Here is a 21,892-nt window from a genome sequence, read left to right as displayed (position 1 = left end):
CCATCGCTGCGACCGCCGCGGCCTCAGCCTTGCACGACCACCAGCGGCACCTGCATCTCAACCTCGGTGGTCGCCCCGTGCATGCCGACCAGTTGCAGGGAGGCCCGGCTCTGACTGCGCGAGTCGAGTACAGCATGGCTTCCGCGGGCGATCACGACGACGTCGCCCACCACCTGCTGGGCCGCGTCGCTGACCGGGCCGATCATTCCCGAATCGACCACGTCCTCCCGCAGCAGGACATCCGCACACTCCCCCAGCACCTCCCGGTACCGCCGGGCGACCTCGTCCGCACGTCCGGGTCGGCAGTAGAGGTGCACCGCTCGTGGTTCCCCAGCCACCAACTCCACATCACGCATCAGCCTGTCGTCGTCGGCGATGTCGGTCCGATCCGTCATGGGCACATCGACCATGCCGTGATCGGCCGTCACCAGCAACAACACGCCGGGCGGCAGGAGCCGGGCCAGACGGTCCAGTTCGGCATCGGTCCGGGCAAGAAGTTCGCTCCATTCGGGTGCACCGGATCCGCTGCGGTGCCCGAGCGCATCCAGCTCGCCCCAGTAGAGGTAGACGACGTCCACCACTGGATCGCGTAGTTCCGCCAGGGCGGTGTCCACGCGTTCACGCAGCGAGTCTGCCGCGGCGTACTCCCCTCCGCGCCATGCCGCCCGGGTCAGCCCTGAATCCGCGAACCGCCATGGGCCGACGCTGACGCCGGTGTGCCCTGCGGCACTGAGGTGCTCGAAGATGGTCGGCTCGCTCTGCCACTGCTCCGGTTCCACGGGTCCGTTCCACGAGACCAGGTTGACCGCCTTCCGCCCCCACGCCCGCACCGAGTACCCCAGCATCCGCGTGCGCCCACCCTCCCATCCGGTACCCAGATAGGTGATGTTCGTAGCAGTCGTCGAGGGAAACGTGGTGCGCACCGAACCCAGCCGGTCGGCTGCGCTCAAGAATGGAGCCGACCGCGAGCGATCGACGAGATTGTGCCAGCCGAGACCATCGACCAGGACCACACACGCCTTGGCCGACCAGGGCAGAGCCAGGCGCTCCCTGGCCGCCGCGGCACGCTGCAACTCCTCCTCGGGAAGTTCGAGTGCCAGCGCGCCCACCGCCCCGAGCAGCACGTCACCGACACGTCCCTGCTGGCTAGCGGTCACGCGCCGGCGGCGACCGTCGCAGCGGAGAGCTCGGTCGCGAAGGCGATCGCCGACTCCATCGCGTGCGGCCCTTCCGCCTCGGCACTGATCCGCACGACCAGGTCGTCCGGCATGGACGTTCCGGTGAATCCGTGGTCGGCCTCGCACTCAGGGTCGGGGCAGGTCGCGGGCTCCAGATCGATGCGGGAGACCGCTCCCCAGCTCAAGGCGATCGTGAGCTCGGAGCCTCCTGACCCTTGGGTGTAGGCCGCCGGATCGCTGACGCCATGCGTCAAACCGACCGAACGCACCTGACGCAGCGGGATCGCCTCGGTCGTCGCGGCGGCGTTGACGCTCCCCTGCGGATGGTCCCCGGGGAGGTCGTCCACGTGCGCGACCACCAGCCGGGTGGAGGTGAGCACGAGGGTGGTGATGTGGCGGCGCACCTCGGTCCGGTCGAACATGGTTTCGGGGTGGACGAGGAATGCGCGCACCTCCTCCCCGGCGAGGGCCACCTCCAGCACGTCCGTCACCAACGCGGGGTAGTAGCCCGCACGCTGGATCTCTCGCCGCAGCTCTCGAAGTCGTTCAGTACGCAGTGTCACGCTCCCAGTCTCCCACTTTCGGATCTCACGGCAGCACCCGGCGTGCCACGTCGCCACGTCGAGGTTGGGCGACGTCCACGTCCATACCGAGCACGGCAGCACCGGACGCGGAGACCAGCACCGGGTACAGCTCGATGGCGGAGACCTCTGCCAGCTCGTCCTTGAGGACCGCCACACGGGCGATGATGTCCTCCAGCGCCGGCACATCGACGGCGGGCAGACCACGGTGACCGAGAAGCCGCGGAGCGGCCCGCAGCGAGCCGATCATCTCAGAGATGTCGGCGTCGGTCAGCGGGGGAACCCGGTAGCTGACATCGTCGAGCAGCTCCACCGCGTCCCCGGCCAGGCCTAGGCTCACGATCGGACCGTAGAGCGAGTCCTCAGCCGCCCGGACCACACAGGCGACACCGGGGGGAGCCATGGCTTGGACATCGAACGACGCCGAACGCCCCAGCAGCGCTCGTACCTGAGCCTCCATGGTGCGGTAGGCCTCGGCCAGTTCCTCCTGCGTCGACAGGTCCAGGCGTACGGTGCCCAGGTCCGACCGATGTCGTAGGACGTCGTCGGTCGCCTTCAGCGCCACCGGCCACCCGATCTGCTCAGCTGCCTCGATCGCGTCGGTCACACTGTCGACTCGCATCTCCGGCCACGAGCTGACGCCGTGGGACGCGAGGAGCTCACGAGCTCTGGGTGGTGCCAGCCGCTTCGTCGTCCCGGCCGGCAGCCCGCTCAGTTCCGCTTGTACGAGCCTCTTGGCGGCGCGACGGTCGACCCTGTCCGGATCCACCCGCGAGCCCCTACCCCGCTCGCTCCAGCGCCGATAACCACGTGCCGCTGCGACCGCTGCGACCACAGCCTCCGTCGACGGAAACGTCGGGACGCGGACGTCGCCAGCGACGTGCTCATGGTCCGGTCGACCGGTGGCCGCCTCGACCTCGCGGTCACGTCCACGCAGCCCCGTGCTCCGGTACAGGGTCGCTGCCACGGTTCGCTGCGAGTCCCGGGAGAGCCGGCGGATCTCGCTGGCGACGCGTGGGCCGTCGTCGTCGAGCAGGGCGACATAGCCGACGATCGCCACGTCCCAGTCCTGGCGTGAGAGTGCGTCGTCGACGCAGGTCTTGTACGCGGCTGCGTCAGCACCAGAGCTCAGCGCGACCGACCCTGTTGCCTCGACGAGGCCGTGGTCGCGGATGAGTTCCGACATCGCCGCCGCCTGGGCACCACTGTTGGTGATCACCAGGACGCGGTCCCCGGTCGGCAGCGGCTGCTCACTGAGCAGGGCGGCGAGATCGAGCATCTCGGCGTCTGAACCGGTCAGGAGCACCCCGGCCTGCCGCACCAACTCGTCGAGGGCCCGCCGAGGCGTGGTCGTCGTCCGCACGGCATGACCCGGTGGCCGAAGCTGCCCGGTCGCGCCGGCGATCATCGCCACCACCGGACCCTGTTCCGAGAGCCGTCGCGCCACCCGGGAGAACTTACGCGGGTTCCCGATCGACTCCAGCCTCAGGCACACCACTCTCGTGGCCGGCGAGGTGGTCCAGAACTGCATGGCGTCATTTCCCGAGACGTCGACGCGATGCCCCGCTGAAAGGAAGGAGGAAAGGCCGAGGTCCCGATCGGCGGCACCGTCGAGCAACTGCAGCCCGGCAGCGGCAGACTGGCAGAAGATTCCCACTGCGCCGCTACGCAGAGCACCTCGCCGGAGCGTGGCGTTGATCGCCCCGGCCTCGTCCACGGTCCGAACCCCGAACGACCGCGGACCGACCAACCTCATCCCGCATTCGCGCAGGCGGCGCACCAGCGTCCGCTGCGGCACCTTCCCACTGGCGTGCCCGGCTTCGTAGCCCCCCGTGTAGAGCACGACAGCACGCACCCCTCGGCCGGCGAGTTGCGGTACCAGGTCCAGCACGTGCGGCGCCGGGGCCGCGACCAGAGCGAGATCCGCGCTGACCTCAGGGGGCAGTTCCTCCACCCGCGACGGGTAACCCGGCAGGCCGACGACTGCCACGCGCTCCTCGCCGGCGGCAGCGATCCCCTCATGGAGACGATGCGCCATCGCCGTGCCCTCCTCGCCTGCGCCGATCAGGAGCACACGTTCCGGCCCGAGCACTGCCGCCATGCTGAGCGCTTCCGCACGCCGTTCACGCTCGGCAAGCACTGCCAATGACCGGTCGGTGGGCCTGATCGTGAAGGAGACGCTGACGAGGCCATCATCGAGATGCTGGTCCACGTCGTAGCCGGCATCGGTGAACACGCGCAGCATCCGGGTGTTCTGGGGCAGGACGTCGGCGACGAAACGGCGGACCCCCAGCTCTCGGCCGGCCGCCGCCAGGTGCTCGAGGAGAACCGACCCCAGGCCTTTGCCCTGGACGGCGTCCGAGACGTTGAACGCAACCTCGGCCGTATCCTCATCGATACGGTCGAAGCGCCCGATCGCGACGATCTCACCAGCGGACTCCAGTACCAACGCCACCCGGTCGTGGTGGTCGACGTGGGTGAACCGGTGCAGGTCCCGTGCCGGGATCCGTTCCAGGGGAGCGAAGAAGCGCAGGTACACCGACTCCGGCGACTGGCGTTCGTGGAATCGTTCGACGGCGCCGGAGTCAGCGGGCATGATCGGCCGGATCCTCATCGTCGTGCCGTCCCGCAGCACCACGTCGGCCTCCCAGTGCTCAGGGTAGGGCGCACCCCGTGCCATGTCCTCACCACCGACCATGCCCACGATCCTATTGCCCCGAGTACCTGTTGCCCCGTCGCCGGTGTGTGCTGGACGCTCGAAGCCATCGAACGCGAGATGATGGCAGGCATGGCACGTTCTTCCGCGCCCGGGTCGCAGCAGGACCCGGTCGACTCCACGATCATTGACACCGACGTCTCCACCGAGATGCGCGGGTCCTTCCTCGAGTACGCCTACTCGGTGATCTATTCGAGGGCGCTGCCGGACGCCCGGGACGGATTGAAGCCGGTCCAACGGCGCATTCTGTTCCAGATGGCGGAGATGGGACTGCGTCCCGACCGTGGACATGTGAAGTCCGCTCGCGTCGTCGGGGATGTGATGGGCAAGCTGCACCCTCACGGTGATGGCGCGATCTACGACGCGCTCGTGCGGATGGCGCAGTCCTTCTCGCTGCGTCTGCCGCTGGTCGACGGTCACGGAAACTTCGGGTCCTTGGACGACGGTCCCGCCGCACCGCGCTACACCGAGGCCCGCCTGGCACCCGCGGCCATGGTGATGACCGCTGGGCTCGGCGAGGACGTCGTGGACTTCGTACCGAACTACGACAACCAGCTCACCCAGCCCGAGGTACTTCCGGCGGCACTGCCGAACCTGCTCGTCAATGGCGGGTCCGGAATCGCGGTCGGGATGGCGACCAACATGCCTCCCCACAATCTGGTCGAGGTCATTGCCGCGACACGGCACCTGATCGCCCATCCGGACGCTGATCTCGAGGCGCTCATGCGTTTCGTCCCCGGGCCGGATCTGCCCGGCGGTGGCAAGATTGTCGGACTGGAAGGGATCCGCGAGGCCTACGCCGGTGGTCGAGGTTCGTTCCGCACCCGTGCCACGGCGCGGGTGGAGAACATCACCGCCCGCAAGAAGGCGATCGTCGTCACGGAACTTCCGTACCAGGTCGGTCCGGAGCGTGTGATCGAGAAGATCAAGGATGCGGTTCAGTCGAAGAAGCTGCAAGGGATCTCCGCGGTCAACGATCTCACCGACCGTGCACACGGACTCCGTCTCGTCATCGAGATCAAGAACGCTTTCAATCCCGAGGCCGTGCTGACTCAGCTCTACCGGCTCACGCCATTGGAGGAGTCCTTCGGCATCAACAATGTCGCGCTCGTGGAAGGACAGCCCCGGACGTTGGGACTGCGCGAGCTGCTCGAGGTGTATGTCGCGCACCGGCTCGAGGTCGTCCGCCGTCGTACCGAGCATCGCTTGGCGAAGCGAACCGAGCGCGCTCACCTGGTGGAGGGCCTGCTCATCGCGATCGCGGACATCGATGAAGTGATCGCCGTGATCCGCACCAGCGACGATGCTGAGTCCGCACGCACCAGGCTGATGACGGTCTTCGATCTGTCCGAACACCAGGCCGAGTACATCCTGGAACTCCGGCTGCGCCGGTTGACGAAGTTCTCCCGCATCGAGCTCGAGGCCGAACGGGACGAACTGGCGCGGGAGATCGCCGAACTCCGCGCGATCCTGGCCGACGAGGGGCTGCTGCGGGACGTCGTCTCCGACGAGCTCGCACAGGTCGCTGCCGAACACGGCACCCCACGGCGGACAGTGCTGCTGGAGTCATCCGGCCAGGCTGCCGCGGCTGAGGCAGCCGCCCCGGCTCGCAAGGGACGTGGCGGTGGCGAGGTTCCATTGGAGGTGGCAGACACTCCCTGCCGGGTGCTGCTCTCCTCGACCGGACTGCTTGCCCGGACAGCAGACGATACTGAACCGGCACGGACGGGCTCCCGCAGCGCGCACGACGCCCTGCATGCCTCGGTGCGAGGAACCGCCCGGGGAGAGGTGGGCGCGATCACCAATCGCGGGCGGATGCTGCGCCTGTCCGTCATCGAGGTTCCTGCGCTTCCGCCCACCGACTCCGCCCCCAGTCTCTCCGGTGGGGTCCCTGTCAGTGAAGTACTCATGTTGGAGCCGGGCGAACGGGTGCTCGGGCTGGCGAGCCTCGCCGAGGACGCGCCACCACTCGTGCTCGGAACGCGCCTGGGTCAGGTCAAGCGCGTCCTGAACGACTACCCCCGCAAGGACAGCTGGGAGGTCATCGGTCTCAAGGACGACGACGAGGTGGTCGGTGCCGCGACCGCATCCGAGGAGGACGAGCTGGTCTTCGTCTCCGCGCAGGCGCAGCTGCTGCACTTCCCCGCCGCGCTGGTGCGGCCACAGGGCCGAGCGGCCGGCGGGATGGCCGGGATCCGGCTCGCTGACGGGGACACCGTCCTCTCCTTCAGCGTGGTTCCGGCCGGCCGGGCGGAGAGCGCCGCCGTGGTGACGCTCGCGGGAAGCTCCGGGGCGTTGCCCGGAACCGTGCCCGGTTCGGCCAAGGTGACACCCTTCGCCCTGTACCCGGGCAAGGGCCGTGGAACGGGTGGGGTGCGGGCACACCGGTTCGTCCGCGGGGAAGACGCCCTGCTGCTGGCAGCGGTCGGCCCTGATCCCGTGCGGGCCGTCGGCTCCGCAGGTCAGCCCGTCGAACTTCCCGAACTCGACGAGCGGCGCGATGGGTCCGGACGTCCGCTTGACGCCCCGGTGGCCGGGCTCGGCTGACTGCCGGTGGCGTGCTGGTCAGCGCGCCACCGGCCGAGCAGGCCGGCCGCGAACAAGATCTGCGCGGCGATGTAGGTCGTCATCACCAGCAGGTCGTGCAGCGGGGTCTCGTACCAGCTCGAGAACGACTCCAACGCGATCAGCGAGTCCGAGAAGAAGAACAGCACGCCTCCCAGTCCGACCTTACGGCTGACGGTCGTGGCTGTCGCGGCGACGGCGACCAGGACGATGCCGTAGACAGCCACCAGCGGCAGAAGGGCCCCTGCCCCGGTCGCGCAGGCGGCGAACAGTCCAACGAAGCCGGCCAGGTACGCCACGATCACGCCTATCGACGGACGCCGGTCGCTCAGCAGCAGGAAGGCGGCGAGGAAGCACATCTGTGCGACCAGGAACGCCGAGACCATCGCGACGAAACCGCCGTCCCCGTCCAGCACCCGGGGAGCCGCATCGCCGATCCAGGAGAACACCAGTCCCCCCGCATAGGCTCGTAGTGCGGCGCTGCGGTGCGGAAGACCTGATCTGCTCCAGACGGCCCCGGCGAGAGCGGGGACGAGCAGCACCTGGGTCCCATCGGCGAGCACGCGGGAGTCGACGGCCTGGGCGCCCAGATGAACGGCCACCACGACCGCGAACGCCACGTCCCATGCACGAAGAGCACGCACGCTCTCACACCTCGATCGTGTAGGTCGTCGAACCGCGGGTCGGTTCGAAGCCGAGCCGGTCGAACAGTCCGTGGGCGTGCTCTCGGGTGGCGTGATCGACACCGAGTGCCGCGTACTCCATCCCGGAGTCCGCGAACGCTTGCATCGCGCGGCAGAGCAACGACGTCGCGACCCGTTGGCCCCGCCACGGTGCCCGCACGCCGAGCATGTCGATATAGCCCTCGCTCCACCCGAGAGTGGGCCAGTCCTGCTCGTACCGGCTCGCCAGCAGGTAGCCCGCGACCTGTGCCCGGTCGCTGCGGCGGTCAAGGACGAGAAAACTCCAGGACGGAACGAAGTACGTGCGGCCCTCGGTCCACAGTGCTGAACTCTGGGTCGTCGCGAGGCCACCGAAGGCGTCGTTGTGCGCGATCCTCACCTGATCGTCGAGCTCAGCGGACCACGGCTCCAGCATGAGCGGGTGCTCGAGTCTGATCTCGGGAACCTCGTTCCGCAGGTCCCGCCGCATCTCGGTGTGATAGCCCGCCTCGGTGAAGCCGTGTCGACGCACGAGGTCTGCCGAGTGGTCCATACCGTCCTCGACGTGGACCACGATGCTGCCTGAATCGTGCCCCGAGTCCGAGAGGACGACTCGTCCTCTCTCGATCTGCCAGTCGAGGATGGCCGACCCGACACCACGGTGCCGGTAGAGCGGATCGACGCCACCGTCGAGGAACACGCGTGCTGGTCCGTCCGCACCGGGAGGGATGCCCACGAGGCCGTATCCGCGCAGGTGCCCCGTCTCGTCGAATCCGGCCACCGAGTTGCGCTCCACGTCGGACCACTGCGTGGCGAAGGTGTCGGCCACTTCTTCTCGCGTACTGCGGTAGGGCGGGTCGTCATGTTCTTCGATGCGCTGCCAGAGTGCGAAGAGCTCATCGAGGTCCACCGGGGAGAGGGCGCGCCAGAGCAGGTCGTGTGCCCGGCTGCCAAGGGTGAGCATCAGTGACTCACCCCAGGCTCCGACCGGTACCGGACGGCGTCCGCGACCACGACCATGCCCACCTGAGCGAACTCGTCCAGCAACGCTGTACGGTCCGCGTCGACGTCAATCCGGGCAGCACTCATGTCACCGGCAGCGTAGGCGTCGCGCAGGGTCCGGAGCAACGCGACGAGCACGTCACGACCGGCGCGGGCGCCTTCGACGGCCTCGATCGACACCACGTCGGGCTCGCTACCCAGGCCGGGAACGCGGACCGCCCGGGCGGTCAGGTCGCCATCGCGAGTCATGTCCCACACCCCCGGGGCCAGCATGGTGACGGTCACCGCCGCACTCTCCTCCCGGCCCGCGCGAGCGCGCTCCAGCACGTCACTCACCGGCGCTACGAGAGTGTGCACGCGGCCGGCAGGAGCGAATCCGGCAGCGGCACAGAGCCTGCGCCGGTCGATCCGTGCCTCGTCGACGACGATCTCGGTCACGACGGGCCCCAGACGCTGCGCACACGCGTCCTGCCACCGCAGGAGGGCACGGCCGATCCCGCGGCCCCGCCAGCTCGGCTCCAGCTCGGCGGCGAGCGCCACCGTCGACGAGCCACGGCGCACCATCGCCACGGCCCGAAGATCACCTGAGGCATCGATCCCTGCAAGTGTGTCGGACTGGAGGTCGCCGCAGGTCGCCGTGTGCACCTGCGGGCTCAGATCGAGCGGGGTGGGGTGATACCCCTGATCGACGGCTCCCACCCTGGTCAGCAGCAGCCGGACGTCATTCTCGTCCGCCGGCTCCAGCGGCCGCCAACCGAGGCCGAGGTGCCGTCCGGGCACCGGCAGGTGCCCGATACTCACGCGTCGATCCGATTCCGGTCCAGCTCTCCCGCGCCGGCGATGATGAAGTCCTTACGCGGGGCGACGTCGTTGCCCATGAGGAGATCGAAGACCATCTCAGCATCCTCGACATCGGTCATGGTGATCTTGCGCAGCGTGCGATGTGCCGGATCCATCGTCGTCTCGGCGAGCTGGTCAGCATCCATCTCGCCCAGCCCCTTGTAGCGCTGGATGGGTTCCTTGTACCGGCGTCCCGATCGCTCCAGCTTGCTCAGCAGCCGCGTCAGCTCGACCTCGGAGTAGGTGTAGGAGACCTCGCCCTTGCGCTTGCCCTGGGCGACGACCTCCACCCGGTGCAGCGGTGGGACAGCGGCGAAAACCCGTCCGGCCTCGACGAGCGGGCGCATGTAGCGGAAGAACAGCGTCAACAGCAGCGTCCGGATGTGCGCACCGTCCACATCCGCGTCGGTCATGAGCACGACCTTGCCGTATCGCACCGAGTCGAGGTCGAACGAGCGACCCGAACCTGCGCCGATCACCTGGATGATCGACGCGCACTCAGCGTTCTTCAGCATGTCTGCCAGAGAGGCTTTCTGCACGTTCAGGATCTTGCCGCGGATCGGCAGCAACGCCTGGAAATCGGACTGTCGCGCGAGCTTGGCCGTCCCGAGCGCACTGTCGCCCTCGACGATGAACAACTCGGATCGATCGACGTCGTCGCTGCGACAGTCAGCCAGCTTGGCCGGCAGGGTGGACGTCTCGAGCGCGTTCTTGCGTCGGGAGATCTCCTTGTGGGTACGGGCTGCGATCCGGGCCCGCATCTCCCCCACGACCTTCTCGAGCAGCATGGCGCTCTGCGCCTTCTCGGCGCGCTTCGAGGATGTCAGCAGGCTGGTCAGCTCAGTATCGACGACGCGGGTGACGATGCTGCGCACGGGCGCTGTTCCGAGCACCTCCTTCGTCTGCCCCTCGAACTGCGGCTCCGGCAGGCGCACGGTGACGACGGCCGTCAGCCCTGCCATGACGTCATCCTTCTCGATGCGTTCCTTCCCGTTCTTCCCGGTCATCTTCAGCCGCCGGGCGTTGGCATCGATCTGCTTGCGGACGGACTTCAGCAGTCCCGCCTCGAACCCGGCGAGGTGGGTCCCGCCCTTGGGTGTGGCGATGATGTTGACGAAGCTGCGCACCTCGGTCTCGTATCCGATTCCCCACCGCAGGGCGACCTCGACCTGACAGGTGCGCTCGACATCGACCGGTCGCAGGTGGCCCTGGCTATCCAGCTGCTGCACGGTCTCAGTGAACGTGCCCTGACCACTGAGACGCCAGGTATCGGTGACGGCGCCGTCGGCAGCGACGAAGTCCACGAAGTCGACGATGCCTCCGTCGTGCCGGAAGACCTCCTCGACCGGGCCGTCCTCACCCGGAGTCCCGGGCATCCGGCGCTCGTCACGTACGGTCAGTTGCAGACCGGGCACCAGAAACGAGGTCTGCCTGGCCCGGGTGATCAGCTCGTCATAGGAGAAGACCGCTGATGCCGGGAAGATCTGGCGGTCGGCCCAGTAGCGCACCCGAGTGCCAGTCACCCCCCGCTTGACCTTGCCCACTTTGCGAAGCTCGGAGTGATTGGTGAACGGCGCGAACGCGGACTCGGGGTCTGCGCTGCCGGAGTCGTCGAAGACCCCGGGCTCACCCCGGTGGAACGACATGGCGTACGTCTGGCCACCACGGTCGACCTCGACATCCAACCGCGCTGAGAGAGCGTTCACGACCGACGCACCCACGCCGTGCAGTCCACCGGAGGACGCATAGGAGCCGCCGCCGAACTTACCGCCCGCGTGCAGCTTGGTGAAGACGACCTCGACACCGCTCAGACCCAGCGCTGTCACCTCGTCGACGGGGATACCGCGCCCGTTGTCGCGCACCTCCACCGACCCGTCAGGGTGCAGGATGATCTCGATCGCGTCGCCGTGCCCTTCCAGGGATTCGTCGACAGCGTTGTCGATGATTTCCCACAGACAGTGCATCAGACCACGCGAGTCGGTGGATCCGATATACATGCCGGGACGCTTACGCACCGCCTCGAGCCCCTCGAGCACCGACAGGTGGCGCGCGGTATAACTGGATTCCGTCGATGTCTTGGCCACGTACACATGCTAGGCGCCGATCGCACGTCCGTGCGGCAACGCCACCCGCTTCGGCCTGGATCACGGATCGAGGCACGCCAGATCGCGGTGCGACGCATCACGTTCTGCGATGAGCGAACTACCCGCTCAGCGGGAACGCCAGACCGGGCAAAGATGGTTACATAGCGATGTGAGCACACTGACTGCCGACAACGCCCAGGACGCCCTGACCGCAGCCGACCGCTGCGACGCATGCGGCGCGCAGGCCTATGTGCGCGTGCTGCTCCCCGCCGGAGAGCTGCTCTTCTGCGCTCATCACGCGCGCAAGCACTCCGAGAAGCTCGCCACGGTCGCGACGCATATTCAGGACGAGTCCGATCGTCTCCACGAGTCCGCCGACACGGCCGAGGACTGACCCGTACGCGCGAGGAGCGTGCGGTACGACGCGCACCGCTGAGGCAGGGCTTGCCGCCAGGATGAGGCAAGCCGTGCCTCAGTGAGGCCAGCCTCGGCTTCGATGCGCCGCGCCAATGTGCGGATTAGGCTCGTGTCATGACTACGACACAGAACACCGACTCGACCTACTACCGGTTGCTGCGCGAGCAGATCGGCCACGAGTTCGACGCGCACATGCAGTACGTCGCGATCGCCGTCTGGTTCGACAGCCAGGACCTGCCTCGCCTCGCTGCGCACTACTATCGGCAGTCCCTCGAGGAGCGCAATCACGCGATGATGATCGTGCAGTACATGCTCGATCGTGATCTGCCGGTCGCGATCCCCGCCGGGTCAGCCGTCCAGAACGAGTTCGGCGATGTACGTGAGCCCATCGCCCTCGCCCTCGCCCAGGAGCGACAGGTCACGGAGCAGATCGAGGCGATCTTCCAGGCCGCCCGTGCCGAGAATGATGTCATCGGCGAGCAGTTCATGCTGTGGTTCCTCAAGGAGCAGGTGGAAGAGGTTGCCTCGGCGAGCACCCTGCTGACGGTCGCGGAGCGGGCCGGCGACAATCTGTTCGACCTGGAGAACTTCGTCGCGCGAGAGACCATCGGCGACGGCGGAGAGTCCACCGATGCACCGGAGACGGCCGGCGGAGCACTCTGACGAAGGGCCCCTGAGCAGGTCACCCGGTCGGATCTGCCGGTGGCTCAGCGCTCAGGCATCGCCGGGAAGTCGGCGGTGGAAGTCTTTTCGTCCCGGGGCACCAGCGCCCGGCTGCGGACGACGGAGCCCGGCACCTCATAGGAGGTGCCGGGCTCCGTGGTTGTTCAGTCAGCCTCGCTTCAGCGAATCTCAGTCCAGGTAGTCCCGCAGCACCTGTGACCGGCTCGGGTGGCGGAGCTTCGACATCGTCTTGGACTCGATCTGGCGAATCCGTTCGCGGGTCACCCCGTAGACCTTGCCGATCTCGTCCAGCGTCTTGGGCTGACCATCCGTGAGGCCGAATCGCATCGACACCACACCGGCCTCCCGCTCGGAGAGGGTGTCCAGCACCGAGTGGAGCTGCTCCTGGAGAAGGGTGAAGCTCACCGCGTCCGCGGGCACGACGGCCTCGGAGTCCTCGATCAGGTCGCCGAACTCGGAGTCGCCGTCCTCTCCCAGTGGAGTGTGCAGGGAGATCGGCTCTCGTCCGTACTTCTGGACCTCGACAACCTTCTCAGGCGTCATGTCGAGCTCCTTGGCGAGTTCTTCCGGCGTGGGCTCACGCCCCAGGTCCTGCAACATCTGCCGCTGTACCCGCGCCAGCTTGTTGATGACCTCGACCATGTGCACCGGGATGCGGATCGTGCGAGCCTGATCGGCCATCGCACGGGTGATCGCCTGCCGGATCCACCAGGTCGCGTAGGTGGAGAACTTGTACCCCTTGGTGTAGTCGAACTTCTCCACGGCGCGGATCAGTCCGAGGTTCCCCTCCTGGATCAGGTCGAGGAACAACATGCCCCGCCCGGTGTAGCGCTTGGCCAGTGAGACAACCAGCCGCAGGTTAGCTTCGAGGAGATGGTTCTTCGCCCGGCGCCCGTCCTGGGCGATCCACTGCATCTCGCGCCGCATCTTCGGTGCCATCGACTGGGCTTCGCTGCCGAGCTTCTCCTCGGCGAACAAGCCCGCCTCAATCCGCTTCGCGAGCTCGACCTCCTGCTCGGCGTTCAGCAGGGCGACCTTACCGATCTGCTTGAGGTAGTCCTTGACCGGGTCAGCGGTCGCACCGGCCGTCACGACCTGCTGAGCAGGAGCGTCGTCGTCATCGGAGTCGGAGTAGACGAAACCGCCCGCTTCCTCCGTCTCAGCGTTCGCTGCCGCCGCCTCGGCGGTGGCAGCAGAGCTCTCCTCAGCGGCCGGCGCCTCGGTCTGGATACCATCGGTGTCCGCCTCGACCGGCTGCGGTCCGGAGGACTTCGCACCAGCCGCCGGTCGCTTCGCCGTCGTCTTCTTGCTCGATGCCTTGGCAGCGGGCTTCTTCGCCGCAGCCTTCTTTCCGGTCGCGCTGGAGCTGCGGGCGCTCTTACCACCGGAGCTCGACGAAGCGTTGGCCGAGGACGTCCCTTCGCTGCTATCACCGGCTGAAGCGGCTGGCTCGTCCACCGTGGCCGTGGTCTGGCGACGCGAAGTCGCGTTGGCGACTGCACGTGCCGGGACATCGGTGACGACGATCTTGGCGTTCTGCATTGCGCCCAGAACCTCCTTGAGACGGCGGGGTTTGACGTCGGCCTGCTCACACGCCTCGCGGAATTCGGTCGCGCTGAGCGACCCGCGCTCCAGACCCGTTCGGAACGCCTTCTGCAGAGCAGCATGCTCAAACTCGCGGGGCAGCACAACAGACGAACGAGGCGACGGCACAGAGAACCTTTCGGCGGGGAGAATGGGCGCAGGACGGCGAACTGAACGTCGCGGCGTCCTACAATTATAACTGCCTCACACCGATGTGCCCGCTCAGCGCGCAGGAACCTCGGCGGCTGAGTCCATCCGCATACAGCGGCGGGATTGACCGACCGCTGACTGGAGCCTCATCTGGTCAACACCATCGTTGGCACATCTGTTCCCCCTGTGATGCTCCGACGATCATCACCAAGGTCGGTAGCAGGTTCCAGCAGCGTCTCCTCGCCACGTCGCCTACCGATGTCCTGCCTGGTCACCGACCGATCACGACCGCTACGAACGGGCAGACAGATGCCTCACCTGCCGCCGTCGACGCGCTCCGGCTTGACGGCGAGCACGGGGCACGGGGAGTCCAGCAGGATGCGCTGTGCGTTGGACCCCAGGATGAGCTTGCCCAACGGGGACCGGCGGCGGAGCCCGATCACGATCACGCTCGCGTCGACCTCCTCAGCGGTATTCATCAACACCTCAGCCACGTCATCGCCGAGAGTCACGGTCCGTACGTCTGCAGTGATGCCAGCGACAGCCGATCGCGCCTCCTGGACCGCTCCGTCCAGATCCGAGGGTTCTGCTCCACGAGGGGCGTGCACGAGGACCGTCAGACCCTCCTGGCGACGCCCAGCCTCGGCGACTCCGGCCTCGAGCGCTGCGCGCCCTTCGGCAGTTGCGATGAATCCGGCCACGATCACGTCGCGCTCCTCCCGTTGCCCACGCGCCGACCCTAGCGTGTCCGGAGCGGTGCAGCAGAAGTTTGTCCCAGCTACCCTCAGCAACACACGAGTGGTGTCACGCCAGCGCCTCCGTCCCAGTGCCGGCCCAGCCTGGCGGAATCCCGGCCGCAAGCACCGCTGCCATCAGGTCACCGAGGCTGTGATCGGGATCGAGTGCTCGCGCGCGCTCGAGCAGGACACCAGCCTGCGCGCCGTCACCGGACCACCACGCGATCCACGATGCCGTCGCCAGCGGAGTCACCCGCCAGCGGCGGGTGGCATGCGAGGCGAGGAGCGTCATCGCCTGCAGTGCGACGTCAATGCGAGAAGCTGAGGGACCGAGCCTGCCGGAGAACACATCCGCCAGGGCACCGGGACGCTCCTCGTCCTCGAGCATTCGTCCGGTCACGACCCACAGGAGCACACCGTCCCGCACCCACGGATCGGTGAGTCCTGCCAGGATCTTCCCCACCAGGGCAGGTGCGGGAACGTGGCCACGCTGCTGGGTGCCTCCCGCGACCGGGTCGATGAGCTCGTCGACCAGGTCCAGCCAGCGTTCTGACGACTGCGCCCGCCAACGCTGCCCGCCGCGCTCCCTGCGCCGGGCATGTCGTGCCGCCGCTGCGCTCGCCACGCTGCGCCCAGGGGCGACAACATCGGCGTGAGCCGCCAGATCCTCTCGCCGCGAGACGTAGGAGCGCCCCTGGAACACGAATGCCGCGGTCACCGCCGAGTGATCGAGGACCGATGCCGGTCGACCATCCACGGGGCAACACGGGGGCCGGCCACACTCGACGCATCGGAACGCCCGGCTCGAGAGCACCCAGGTACTGCGCGCATCGGCCACCGGACTCTGCAGCCACCAGTTCAGTGCCTGCCCGCTCCGTCCACCGAGCCGGAGAGTCTCGTCCCACGGCTCCTCGGTCACGATCACGCACAGCACCTCGTCTGCGCCATCACGGGCGAGGTGGTGCATCACCTCCGCTCGTACGCGCAGGTCATCCAGGTCAGCCAGGTCGAACCGCGCGACCAGCCCAGTTCCAGACCCTGCCGATCCGGTGTGCACACCGATCAGCACGATCGACTCCATCGGTCTGAAGCCGAGCAGGTAGGGCACCCAGGAGAGCACATCGACCGGATCGTGGACGTCGATGTTGATCGTCGCCAGTTGTGCTGCGAGCTCTGACGATTGGACGGCGGATTCGTGTCGGTGGTCGTCGAAGTACATGGAGTCATCACACGCTTCTCGCGACGATCTGCGGCCACGGCCGGCCGGGGGCTGTGGACGAGACGTCATCGGGCACGCCCTGCGGTGCGGCCCGTCACCGGGTCAGCGGCACCTGCCCACAGCGCGACGCGCCCGTAGGCTAGAGAGGTGACCACCGACTCCGTGAACCTCAGCTCGGCGCCCCAACGTCTGGATTCGATACGCACGGCCGTCTCCGCGCGAGTCCTCGCCGGCTTCGAGGAGACCGTGGCGGCACACGAGGTCATAGGACCTGAGATCCAACCGCTCACCGCGGTCGCGCGGTCCCTGTTGCCGGGAGGCAAGCGCCTGCGGGCGGGATTCACCGCAGCGGGCTGGCGCGCCTTCGGAGGCGCGATCGAGGCCGAGGAGATCGTGGCCGCCGGCGCCGGAGTCGAACTGTTCCAGGTAGCGGCACTCATCCACGACGACATCATCGACGATTCACGTACGCGCCGCGGGATCGACGCCGCTCATCTCCAGCTCGCCCAGCTCCACCATCGGCACCAGCTGACCGGAGACGGACGCCGATTCGGCGACGCCGGAGCGATCCTGCTGGGCGACCTGTTGCTCGTCGCGGCCATTCGCGAGTTCGACCGCGCCCTCGACAGCTTGGGAACGACTGCTCGCGCCAACGCCTCCCGGATCGTCACCGAGATGATGGCGGGTGTCACCTTGGGTCAGTATCTGGACATCTACGCGCAGGCAGCACCAAGGGATGAGGATCCCGCTCTCCTCCTCGACCGGGCTGAGCGAGTCCTTCGTGCCAAGTCAGCCCGTTACAGCGTGGAGCAGCCCCTCTGCCTGGGTGTGGCGATGGCCGGTGGCGATGCGCAGGACATACGTCGATGCTCCGCCATCGGCCTTCCGATCGGTGAGGCGTTCCAACTCAGGGACGACCTCTTGGGAGTCTTCGGTGACCCGGAGGTGACGGGAAAGCCTGCCGCGGACGACCTGCGCGAGGGCAAGCGCACAGTTCTCGTCGCCATCGCCCTCGAGCGGGCCGCGCCCGAGGATGCCAGCAGGTTGCGCTCCGCCCTGGGCGATGCGTCACTGACCGGGGAACAGGTTCACGTGCTGCGTTCGATCATCTCCGGCACCGGCGCACCCGCTGCGGTCGAGGACATGATCCGGACTCGTACCGACGTCGGCTTGGGCGCGCTCGAGGATGCTCAGCTAGCGCCTGAAGCCGTCGCCATGGTGCGCACGCTTGCCGCCGCAGCGGTGGCGAGGTCCTCATAGCCGCGTGCCATCGGCGCCGGCATCAGAAGGCCAACGGCTGCGCGGCCCGGCGCACAGCATGTGTACGCCCGGAGCGCAGAGCATCGATCGGACGCTCGCCGAGTTCCGCATCCTCGGAGAAGAGCCAGATCACGCACTCGGAATCGGTCAGACCTGCATCGGCAAGCTGGATCAACGTCCCGCGTAGTGAAGCCAGTACCCGTCCCGCGTCCCCCTCCCCCACAGTCAGAAGGTCTGCAGGGACCGACCACGCATCGTTCGGACCCTGACGCACAGCGACGAGGCGCCGCTCGGCCAGCATCGTCCGGACATCGCGCAACCGGACCTCGAGGGCATCGGCTACCTCGGGCAGGCTGAGCCATCTCGTGTGGAGGGCCTCCATATCGTTCACAGACGCAGCCTAGCCGCCGCCGGCGCCGGCGCCGATGCACGCCGCGGTGGTCGTGGGCGGGCTCGAGGGGCGCATACGGGGTTGTCGCCCTTCGCCATAACCACTACTGTCACATCTGTCCCATCATGCTCATACACCTCAAACAGCCCATGCGTCACGAGAGACACGCCGTCGCTCGCCCGTCGACGCCGGAGACCACCGGGGAGCAACCCATGACCCGCACCACCCGCCGCACATCCGGGCGCCGCACGTCCAGATTCACCACGCTCGGGGCTCTCGGCGCAGCCACGGCAGTCGGCCTCGGCGCGACCACGGTGCCCGCGGCCGCTGCGTCGGAGCCGTCGTCACCGATGCCCGTGCGCGGCGAGATCCTGCGCTCATCAGCCCCGCATCTGGCGCCCGTCGTCTCGCACACGCCCACCCGGCGTTCTGAGGTGCTCTACACCGTTCGCGCGGGTGACACCGTCAGCCACCTCGCTCTGCGCTACGACACCACCGTCCGGGCGATCATCGAGGCCAATGACCTCGGAAGCCGTGCCATCATTCGCATCGGCCAGACCCTGCGCATCCCAGGCTCCTCCAGTTCGGGTTCGAACTCCTCAGGCTCCGGCTCTGGCTCCTCCAGCGGATCCGGCTCCTCCTCCAGCGGTTCGAGCAGTTCCGGCGGCTCGAGTTCTGCCTCCTCGCACCGGGTCGTGGCCGGCGACACCGTCTCCGCCCTTGCCGTCCGCTACGACACCACCGTCCGGGCGATCATCCAGGCCAACGACCTCGGCTCCAACGCCCTCATCCGCATCGGCCAGACCCTGCGCATCCCAGGCTCCTCCAGTTCGGGCTCGAACTCCTCAGGCTCCGGCTCTGGCTCCTCCAGCGGATCCGGCTCCTCCTCCAGCGGTTCGAGCAGTTCCGGCGGCTCGAGTTCTGCCTCCTCGCACCGGGTCGTGGCCGGCGACACCGTCTCCGCCCTTGCCGTCCGCTACGACACCACCGTCCGGGCGATCATCCAGGCCAACGACCTCGGCTCCAACGCCCTCATCCGCATCGGCCAGACCCTGCGCATCCCAGGCTCCTCCAGTTCGGGCTCGAACTCCTCAGGCTCCGGCTCTGGCTCTGGCTCTGGCTCCTCCAGTGGGTCAGGGTCCTCCTCCAGCGGAGGTTCCAGCTCCTCGGGCGACTCGGACGGCGTCGTTCATCGGGTCATCGCCGGTGACACCGTCTCCAGCATTGCGACGCAGTACGGCTCGACCGTCGGTGCGATCGTCGAGGCGAACAGCCTCTCCTCCGCCGCACTCATCCGTGTCGGTCAGGAGCTGCGCGTTCCGTCCGGGCTCGTGTCCAACACCTTCCTGCACTACACCTACGGTTCAGACATCACGGCCGCTGCGAACGCCAACAAGCGAGCGCTGCTGGCGACCTCGGTTCCCAGCCGGGCGGAGATGCAGCAGATGATCCGCACGACAGCGGAGCAGATGGGTGTGGACCCAGCACTCGCGCTGGCCATCGCGTACCAGGAGTCCGGCTTCAACATGCGCGCGGTCTCGCCGGCGAACGCCATCGGCGTCATGCAGGTCATCCCGTCCTCCGGTGAGTGGGCATCCGATCTCGTCGGACGCCAGCTCAACCTGCTCGACCCCCAGGACAACGTCACCGCAGGAATCGCCATCCTCCGCACTCTCCACCGTGTCACCGATGACGACCGCGAAGCGATCGGCGGCTACTACCAGGGCCTGGGTTCAGTCCAGCGCAACGGCCTCTACGATGACACCCGGCGCTATGTGGCGAACGTGCAGACGCTCATGACACGCTACGCCTGAGCGGCAGAGAATCGGGCGGCCGTGAATACACTCGGCGCATGGCTACCACTGTCGCCGACCCGCTGATCGGCCGCCTGGTCGACAGCAGGTACGAGATCACCGCGCGTGTCGCACGCGGTGGCATGGCGACCGTCTACCGTGCGCTCGACCGTCGACTCGACCGCGTCGTCGCGCTCAAGGTCATGCACGCCCACCTGGCAGAGGGAACCGACGTCGCGGCACGGTTCCGCAGGGAGGCGCGAGCTGCTGCCCGGCTGGCCCATCCCGGCGTCGTCGGCGTCTATGACCAGGGCAGTGCCGACGAGCTGAACTACCTGACCATGGAGTTCGTCGACGGCACCAACCTGCGTGCGGTGCTACGTCGTCGCGGGGCGCTACCGGTCGGGGACGCGCTGCGCTACACCGAGCACATCCTGAGCGCGCTTGCCGCCGCCCACCATGCCGGACTGGTCCACCGGGACGTCAAGCCCGAGAACATCCTCGTGGCGCGCAGCGGTGAGGTGAAGGTAGCTGACTTCGGGCTCGCGCGCGCAGTCACGGAGGCGACGGCGGCCTCGACCGGCAGCCTGCTCGGTACCGTTGCCTACCTCTCACCTGAGATCGTGACCTCGGGTTCAGCAGACGCCCGAGCGGATGTGTACGCCGTCGGGGCCATGCTCTACGAAATGCTGACGGGCCGGCAGCCGTTCCTCGGTGAGACCCCGATCCAGGTCGCCTATCAACACGTCCACGACGATGTGCCCGACCCCTCGGAGTCGGTCCGATGGCTCCCGCTCGAAGTCGATGATCTCGTCCACACGTTCACGGCGCGGAACCCGCAGGACCGCCCGGCCGACGCCGGAGCCGCGCTCACCCTGCTGCGCCGGACCAGGGAAGGGATGGACGTCCACCAGCTCGAGCTTCGCGCGGATGTGGACGGAGTGGATGCCTCGGCCGAGGAGCCGGTCGTGACGGCGACGGTTCCGGCAACGGACTCCGTCGTCAGCGATCACGCCGGCGACCAGTCCACGACCGGACTGGAGCAGACCGGCACCGTCGCCCTCCCGATCGGCGCAGTGACCGCGGCCGAAACCGATCGACCCGCCCGCCGCCGGGTCCGCCGCCGGCGCGGTCTCGGCCTCGCTGTCATCCTGATTCTCCTGCTCGGCACCGCAGGTGCGGGCGCCTGGTGGTACCAGACCATCGGACCGGGCGCCTACGCAGCGCTCCCCCCGGTGTCGGGTATGACCGAGGCCGATGCACTGGAGCAGCTGGAAGCTGCCGGGTTCGCCCCCCGCACCACCGCAGCCTTCTCCGACGACGTCCCTCAGGGGCGCGTGATCGAGACCGATCCGCAGGCCGGCACCGACCTTATCCGCGACGGCGAGGTCGTCGTGGTGGTCTCGCGGGGGGTGGAGATGCTGATCGTGCCCGAGGTGGTCGGCGGGACCGAGCAGGAGGCGATCCGCGCGATCACCGACGCGGGCTTCTCCGTCGCCGACCCGGTCGAGCGTGTCTACTCCCAGGATGCCGAGGCCGGCACTGTCATCGCGTCATCTCCTGAGCAGGGCGAGGAGGTGGCGCATGACACCCCGGTTGTGCTCACTGTCTCCGACGGGCCCGAGCCCATCGTGATACCGAACGTGGTCGGTGCGGCAGAGGAGACCGCGGTCTCTGAGGTAGAGGCCACCGGCGCCACCGTGCAGATCGACGGGCGCGTGCACGATGACGAGGTGGCAGATGGTCACGTCCTCACGCAGGATCCTGCGGCAGGTGACGGACATCGCGGGGATCTGGTCATGCTCACTGTCTCGCTCGGACCTGAACTCGTCGAGGTGCCCGACGTGTATGCAGAGCAGTACGACGTGGCTGCAGCCGCACTCGAGGAGCTGGGCTTCGTCGTCGAGCGGGAGAATGTCCTCGGTGGTGTCTTCGGCACGGTCAGGTCGCAGTCGGTTGAGGCGGGAGCGATGCAGCCGCGCGGGACTGTCATCGTGCTGAGCGTGGTGTGACCGCGTTCAGCACGGCG

Annotated in this window: 17 protein-coding genes; 6 read left to right on the top strand and 11 right to left on the bottom strand. The window is 67.9% G+C overall.

The genetic code is table 11. The features are described from left to right. Positions 1-23: 23 nt before the first annotated feature. The 3 genes from FV560_RS06945 to FV560_RS06935 are packed head-to-tail and all read right to left on the bottom strand — an operon-like array spanning position 24 to position 4,457. A complete protein-coding gene (locus FV560_RS06945; protein ID WP_159620776.1) occupies positions 24-1,157 on the bottom strand; it encodes an alkaline phosphatase family protein in 1,134 nt (377 codons plus the stop codon). Further along, complete coding sequence (locus FV560_RS06940; protein ID WP_159620775.1) at positions 1,154-1,741, bottom strand: DUF5998 family protein; 588 nt, start codon at positions 1,739-1,741, stop codon at positions 1,154-1,156. The genes FV560_RS06945 and FV560_RS06940 overlap by 4 nt, the downstream gene beginning before the upstream one ends. Positions 1,742-1,766: 25 nt before the next feature. Continuing rightward, a complete protein-coding gene (locus FV560_RS06935; protein WP_159620774.1) occupies positions 1,767-4,457 on the bottom strand; it encodes a GNAT family N-acetyltransferase in 2,691 nt (896 codons plus the stop codon). A 90-nt stretch (positions 4,458-4,547) separates the two neighbouring features. Here FV560_RS06935 and FV560_RS06930 point away from each other — a divergent pair, with 90 nt between their 5' ends. After that, the gene (locus FV560_RS06930) at positions 4,548-7,022 is read left to right on the top strand and encodes a DNA gyrase/topoisomerase IV subunit A (RefSeq protein WP_159620773.1); all 2,475 of its coding nucleotides are present in this window, start codon (positions 4,548-4,550) and stop codon (positions 7,020-7,022) included. Here FV560_RS06930 and FV560_RS06925 read toward each other — a convergent pair. From FV560_RS06925 to FV560_RS06910, 4 genes are read right to left on the bottom strand one after another with little or no spacing between them, the layout of a single operon-like run. Next, complete coding sequence (locus FV560_RS06925; RefSeq protein WP_159620772.1) at positions 6,938-7,684, bottom strand: lysoplasmalogenase; 747 nt, start codon at positions 7,682-7,684, stop codon at positions 6,938-6,940. The genes FV560_RS06930 and FV560_RS06925 overlap by 85 nt on opposite strands. 4 nt (positions 7,685-7,688) lie before the next feature. Next, a complete protein-coding gene (locus FV560_RS06920) occupies positions 7,689-8,666 on the bottom strand; it encodes a GNAT family N-acetyltransferase (RefSeq protein ID WP_159620771.1) in 978 nt (325 codons plus the stop codon). Next, positions 8,666-9,505: an N-acetyltransferase gene (locus FV560_RS06915; RefSeq protein ID WP_159620770.1), complete on the bottom strand. Its 840-nt coding sequence runs from the start codon at positions 9,503-9,505 to the stop codon at positions 8,666-8,668. The genes FV560_RS06920 and FV560_RS06915 overlap by 1 nt, the downstream gene beginning before the upstream one ends. Further along, complete coding sequence (locus FV560_RS06910) at positions 9,502-11,628, bottom strand: DNA gyrase/topoisomerase IV subunit B (RefSeq protein WP_159620769.1); 2,127 nt, start codon at positions 11,626-11,628, stop codon at positions 9,502-9,504. Before FV560_RS06910 ends, FV560_RS06915 begins: the two co-directional genes overlap by 4 nt. A gap of 169 nt (positions 11,629-11,797) precedes the next feature. Here FV560_RS06910 and FV560_RS06905 point away from each other — a divergent pair, with 169 nt between their 5' ends. Together FV560_RS06905 and FV560_RS06900 are read left to right on the top strand one after the other, a co-directional pair. Next, entirely contained in the window at positions 11,798-12,022 is a 225-nt protein-coding gene (locus FV560_RS06905) for a DUF7455 domain-containing protein (protein ID WP_159620768.1), read from the top strand. 137 nt (positions 12,023-12,159) lie between these two features. Then, entirely contained in the window at positions 12,160-12,708 is a 549-nt protein-coding gene (locus FV560_RS06900) for a ferritin (protein ID WP_159620767.1), read from the top strand. A 189-nt stretch (positions 12,709-12,897) separates the two neighbouring features. Here the strand turns inward: FV560_RS06900 and FV560_RS06895 are convergent, their stop codons facing one another. The 3 genes from FV560_RS06895 to FV560_RS06885 all read right to left on the bottom strand — a co-directional run bounded on the left by FV560_RS06895 (position 12,898) and on the right by FV560_RS06885 (position 16,419). Next, complete coding sequence (locus FV560_RS06895; protein ID WP_420853352.1) at positions 12,898-14,418, bottom strand: RNA polymerase sigma factor; 1,521 nt, start codon at positions 14,416-14,418, stop codon at positions 12,898-12,900. A gap of 359 nt (positions 14,419-14,777) precedes the next feature. Beyond that, positions 14,778-15,170 carry a universal stress protein gene (locus FV560_RS06890; protein WP_159620765.1) on the bottom strand — a complete coding sequence of 131 codons (393 nt, stop codon included), beginning with the start codon at positions 15,168-15,170 and terminating at the stop codon, positions 14,778-14,780. Positions 15,171-15,267: 97 nt separating this feature from the next. Then, positions 15,268-16,419, bottom strand: a complete 1,152-nt coding sequence (locus FV560_RS06885) for a DUF4192 domain-containing protein (protein ID WP_159620764.1) — start codon at positions 16,417-16,419, stop codon at positions 15,268-15,270. Positions 16,420-16,566: 147 nt separating this feature from the next. Between FV560_RS06885 and FV560_RS06880 the strand changes: the two genes are divergently transcribed. Next, on the top strand, positions 16,567-17,679 hold the full coding sequence (locus tag FV560_RS06880; protein ID WP_159620763.1) for a polyprenyl synthetase family protein: 1,113 nt from the start codon (positions 16,567-16,569) through the stop codon (positions 17,677-17,679). Between the two features lie 22 nt (positions 17,680-17,701). Here FV560_RS06880 and FV560_RS06875 read toward each other — a convergent pair whose 3' ends face one another. Then, complete coding sequence (locus FV560_RS06875) at positions 17,702-18,061, bottom strand: Rv2175c family DNA-binding protein (RefSeq protein ID WP_159620885.1); 360 nt, start codon at positions 18,059-18,061, stop codon at positions 17,702-17,704. Between the two features lie 221 nt (positions 18,062-18,282). Between FV560_RS06875 and FV560_RS06870 the strand changes: the two genes are divergently transcribed. Continuing rightward, positions 18,283-19,884: a lytic transglycosylase gene (locus FV560_RS06870; protein WP_200837559.1), complete on the top strand. Its 1,602-nt coding sequence runs from the start codon at positions 18,283-18,285 to the stop codon at positions 19,882-19,884. Between the two features lie 38 nt (positions 19,885-19,922). Beyond that, on the top strand, positions 19,923-21,875 hold the full coding sequence (pknB, locus tag FV560_RS06865; protein WP_159620762.1) for a Stk1 family PASTA domain-containing Ser/Thr kinase: 1,953 nt from the start codon (positions 19,923-19,925) through the stop codon (positions 21,873-21,875). Positions 21,876-21,892 lie beyond the last annotated feature (17 nt).

It is taken from the genome of Ruania rhizosphaerae (genome assembly GCF_009805705.1).
Classification (GTDB): Bacteria; Actinomycetota; Actinomycetes; order Actinomycetales; family Beutenbergiaceae; genus Ruania; species Ruania rhizosphaerae.
This window is presented reverse-complemented; position numbering and strand designations above follow the sequence as displayed.

What these genes read in the sequence shown, in the direction of transcription:
- FV560_RS06875 (WP_159620885.1), bottom strand. Translation starts at nt 18,061, where the DNA reads ATGGAGGCCCTCCACACGAGATGGCTCAGCCTGCCCGAGGTAGCCGAT.
- FV560_RS06900 (WP_159620767.1), top strand. Translation starts at nt 12,160, where the DNA reads ATGACTACGACACAGAACACCGACTCGACCTACTACCGGTTGCTGCGC.
- FV560_RS06920 (WP_159620771.1), bottom strand. Translation starts at nt 8,666, where the DNA reads ATGCTCACCCTTGGCAGCCGGGCACACGACCTGCTCTGGCGCGCCCTC.
- FV560_RS06930 (WP_159620773.1), top strand. Translation starts at nt 4,548, where the DNA reads ATGGCACGTTCTTCCGCGCCCGGGTCGCAGCAGGACCCGGTCGACTCC.
- FV560_RS06885 (WP_159620764.1), bottom strand. Translation starts at nt 16,419, where the DNA reads ATGTACTTCGACGACCACCGACACGAATCCGCCGTCCAATCGTCAGAG.
- FV560_RS06935 (WP_159620774.1), bottom strand. Translation starts at nt 4,457, where the DNA reads ATGGTCGGTGGTGAGGACATGGCACGGGGTGCGCCCTACCCTGAGCAC.
- FV560_RS06870 (WP_200837559.1), top strand. Translation starts at nt 18,283, where the DNA reads ATGACCCGCACCACCCGCCGCACATCCGGGCGCCGCACGTCCAGATTC.
- pknB (WP_159620762.1), top strand. Translation starts at nt 19,923, where the DNA reads ATGGCTACCACTGTCGCCGACCCGCTGATCGGCCGCCTGGTCGACAGC.